General features: G+C 54.9%; 3 protein-coding genes and 1 pseudogene. All 4 read left to right on the top strand.

Going from position 1 to position 4,278, the window contains the following annotated elements:
• Positions 1-137: 137 nt before the first annotated feature.
• The 4 genes and pseudogenes from CKO23_RS23855 to CKO23_RS23840 all read left to right on the top strand — a co-directional run bounded on the left by CKO23_RS23855 (position 138) and on the right by CKO23_RS23840 (position 3,925).
• Positions 138-311: a hypothetical protein gene (locus tag CKO23_RS23855; protein WP_200335872.1), complete on the top strand. Its 174-nt coding sequence runs from the start codon at positions 138-140 to the stop codon at positions 309-311.
• 78 nt (positions 312-389) lie between these two features.
• Positions 390-1,789, top strand: a pseudogene (locus CKO23_RS23850) (MBL fold metallo-hydrolase RNA specificity domain-containing protein).
• Positions 1,790-1,912: 123 nt separating this feature from the next.
• Entirely contained in the window at positions 1,913-2,194 is a 282-nt protein-coding gene (locus tag CKO23_RS23845; protein WP_200335870.1) for a hypothetical protein, read from the top strand.
• Between the two features lie 171 nt (positions 2,195-2,365).
• Positions 2,366-3,925, top strand: a complete 1,560-nt coding sequence (locus CKO23_RS23840) for a right-handed parallel beta-helix repeat-containing protein (RefSeq protein WP_200335869.1) — start codon at positions 2,366-2,368, stop codon at positions 3,923-3,925.
• Positions 3,926-4,278 lie beyond the last annotated feature (353 nt).

Genomic DNA, 4,278 nt, shown 5'->3' with positions numbered 1-4,278 from the left:
GATGTCGAGCAGTGGGTCAAAACGCATCTCGGCGACTCCATGCTGGCCAAGCGACGGCAGGCGTTCAGGCCGTCTGCGGTCGACATGAAAACTGCATGAAAGAATGACGGGGGATTGAACATCCTAGGCGCCTCGTGTTGGCGATTCCCGCCTTCCTGACCGAGCTGACGCCCTCGGTCATTCGCGAGGCGATGACCTCGGTGCGCACCCTGGATGTCGAGCCGTGGGTCAAAACGCATCTCGGCGACTCCATGCTGGCCAAGCGACGGCAGGCGTTCAGGCCGTCTGCGGTCGACATGAAAACTGCATGAAAGAATGACGGGGGATTGAACATCCTAGCACCTTGCTAATTCCGTAAGTGGGCGCGAGCACGCCCGAATGGAGTCGCAATGGCCAACCCGCTAATTCAGCACCATGGTGCCGTGTGGATGGCGTCACCGGGTCCTGTCATCAGCTGCATCTCGGTGACGGCCGATCTATTCTGGTCGACTGCGGTCTGTTCCAAGGCGCCGAGACTTCGGCAAGCGGCGGCGCGGATCGGTTGCAGATCGACTTTGCGGTGGATTCGGTGCTAGCGCTGGTCGTCACCCATGTCCATATCGATCATGTCGGACGCCTCCCCTATCTGCTGGCGGCCGGATTCAAAGGGGCGATTCTCTGCAGCGAGGGCTCGGCGGCACTCTTGCCGCTGGTGCTCGAAGATGCGTTGAAGATCGGCGTGACGCGCAATGAAAGGCTCATTGACCAAGTGTTGGACCTGGTTCGGATGCGCACCGTCGCATTGCCCTTCGGAGACTGGACCACAGTCGCGGAGGCCGACCCGGGGCTGCGCATCCGGCTGAAGCCGGCCGGTCACATTCTGGGGTCGGCCTATGTCGAGTGCGATCTGCGCCGCGACGGGCAGGCGACCCGCATCCTCTTCTCGGGCGATCTGGGTGCCCCGTACACGCCGCTCTTGCCAGCGCCAAGGTCTCCGTATCGGGCCGATGTGGTAGTGCTTGAAAGCACGTATGGCGATCGCCTCCATGAGGATCGACGTGACCGACGACACCGTTTGCAGGCAATCGTCGAGCATGCCTTCGACAACGGCGGAGCCTTGCTGATCCCGGCCTTCAGCATCGGGCGGACGCAGGAGCTTCTGTACGAGCTGGAGCTCATCATCCATCAGCACCGCAAGAGGCGGCTGGCGGCAGACCGGGTGTGGGAAGATCTCGAAATCGTCCTGGACTCACCGCTCGCCGCCGATTTCACGGCCGGTTATGTGCGGCTGCGTGACCACTGGGACCGAGAGGCGAAGCGCCGACTTAACACGGGTCGTCATCCGCTCGATTTCGAGCAGGTGCTGACGATCGACGATCATGAGACACACCTGCGCACGGTCGACTACCTTGCCCGCAGCGGCCGGCCGGCAATCGTTATCGCCGCAAGCGGGATGTGTGCGGGCGGACGCATCGTCAATTACCTGAAGGCCATGCTCGGGGATCCGCGGCATGACGTGCTCTTCGTCGGCTATCAGGCCGCCGGCACCCCGGGACGCGACATCCAGCGTTACGGACCGCGAGGCGGCTATGTGGATCTGGATGGCCAGCGCTACGACATCCGAGCCGGCGTGCACACGCTAGGCGGCTATTCGGCCCATGCGGACCAGAAGGATCTGATCAACTTCATCGCCCGTATGCGGGTGAAGCCGCGCGAGGTGGTGCTGGTGCATGGGGATCGACAGGCTAAAGCGTGCTTGCAGCGCGAACTGGTCGCCAGATTTCTAGAGATGCAAGTGCGGATCGGGTGACGGCTCACCACCTATCAGTTTCACCCAGAGGGCGCAAAGCAGGGCAAGGGTCGCCCAAGTTCAGCGAGCCGCAGGAGTTTTCTCAGTCCCCGTTGAAACCAGGACGGACAGGAGCGGGCAAGCTTGCGAAAGATCCAATGGTCGGGATCGGGCCATCAGCAAGGACTCCACCAAGGTGAAGCAATGATTCTTTTGCACCTCCTGACCCTCAAATTCGGTCCCCTAGACAAAGCCATGCAGGCGCTGGTGCAAGCCGCTCCTCCGGAGACACTGCTGTACTGGTCGGCGTGGGTGCTCACGGCGACGACGGCGGCGCATGAACACCGAGGTGGTTTATCGGCGGTGTCGTTTTTCAAGACCCCCCGAGCCTCCCCTTCAAAGTCTGCCGTACCTGAGTTGGTATAGCAAACAACTCGCCCTCCCAGCTTGCAGCCGAGAACTTTGAACATTCCCACAGAATCGGCTGGGGGGGATGGCTATACTTCGTCTTTAGGAACGTTATTTCTACCCGACTCCTTGATCCTTAAAGCGTCTTGCTTTTCGGAAGACTGGGGTTAGGTTCTTCTGGAGGTTTCCATGAGTTCTTCATACTTTTTCAAAGTAAATCTATTGCTGAGAATACTCGTTCTTGTGGTTTTGACACCTCAAGCGCATGCGGAGACACTGAATTGCCCCAAATACCCGCAAGATTCTAGCGACTGCATTCAAAGAGCGATTGATGATCTGAATAATCGTGAGATTATCATCCCTGATGGTCAGTATTTCCTAAGCGAACGGTTGGAAGTAGAGAGAAGCAACCTGCGTATTGTTGGCGAAAACAATTCGGTCATTTTCACCAATGAGCCTGTTACGGGGCCGAAGACCGCAGACTACGGTCTGTTTTTTATGGGAAAAACGGCGTCCAACATCACATTGCAGGGCGTGACGTTTAGGTTTGCAGAAATTCTAAGAGACAGCAACTACTCGGAGTCCAACCCGACGCCAGAGCAATTTGTACTTGGGGCTATCGCTGAATTCAGGGGGTCAAGCTCTCTTATTCAAGATGTTAATGTTATCGGGCCGAAATCCGGCGAGGGACCCGTACATGCGGACGGGATCACTATTGCAAACCCGGCAGAAAATCTGCGCTTCTTGCGAGTGAATGCGCACTATACCGTAGACACCCGTTATCTCTATCCTGGGGCGCGGCTGAGTGTCCCAGTTGCCTACGCCTGGGAGTTTCTAGGAAATGGCGAAAAAGACGGAGAAGGTATTGCCCTACTCACAGGTCCACGTAACATCACCTTGGAAGACTGCGAAGGTGCCTACTCCGCAAAAGAAGGGCTAAAGATTGATCGAGGTGGTGCGCCGAATCTTCGTGTGATTGGCGGCAGTTACTACGAGAATTTTGGTGATGGCTGGGACATCGTTGGCTTGATGGATTCGGCGGCTTATTTTGAGGGCAGCACCATTAGAGACAACGGTGGCAGTGCGATCGAATGTAAGCCGGTCCCGAATGCGGTTATATCTCAGAACTTCACACTCAAAGACCTAATAGTGCTCAATAACAAGAACACAGGAATCGCGCTTTGGGGGTGTCCTAACGTTTTAATCGATGGGGTTTATATAGAAGGCAACGAGACCGGACTGATTTTAAACCCAGGTGTGAATGTGACCGTAAAAAACACTGTCATATACGACAAAACACACGATATGGCAGCAGGGATTTCCATCAGGGAAGGTACAAATAATGTTACGTTTGACAGGGTTGCTTCGCTCCAAGTACACGATCATGAGCGGAATACAACAATGGCGATATATATGGACCGAGTCCAGAATGTATCGTTTGATCATTTGGTTATAGATGGGTATGTGAATGAATCAGGTGAGGCGATGACCCGAAACACTATATATGTAAGCAACGAGTCAAGCAATATCGTTTTTGCTAATGCCTATTCTGAACACACAATTAAGGGGCCCGTATATCCAGAAGGATCGGTAACGGGAATTGACGTTCTTAATCGTCCTCCGACAAGTGAGCGGCGTACGGCTTTAACGAACTTTTATGCCGGGCTTTCATCACCCTCCCAGCTTCTTGACCGGCTTTTTCCAGATAATGCCCAACCAATGTCTCCACCAATCCTTCGTATCCAGTGACGCAGCCGACAAACTGCTGATTGTGGCGTCGATCATCCTTCGGACCAGTCGTCTTCGGTCGGGTGGACAAGCGCAGCGCAGTCCACCAACAACGGCGCGGGGTTCGGTGGTAGGGTGTTCAATCTAGCCTTTTTCACGCACTTTTTGATCCCGCATTTCTGTGACGAAAAGCCCCTCGCCATGCTCGATAAAATATTGATTATTAAGGGCATGATGGCGTTTCCCGGGCTCTCCAGGATTTCATGGGGAATCACAAGTCATTTTAAAACAATTGCTTAGAGCGGATTTTAGCGTACACGACAATGCCAAAATATAGTCGAGCGATTCTATTTTAAGTTTTTGATTTTTCAGTG

It is taken from the genome of Thiocystis violacea (assembly GCF_016583565.1).
Taxonomy (GTDB): Bacteria; Pseudomonadota; Gammaproteobacteria; order Chromatiales; family Chromatiaceae; genus Thiorhodococcus; species Thiorhodococcus violaceus_A.
This window is presented reverse-complemented; position numbering and strand designations above follow the sequence as displayed.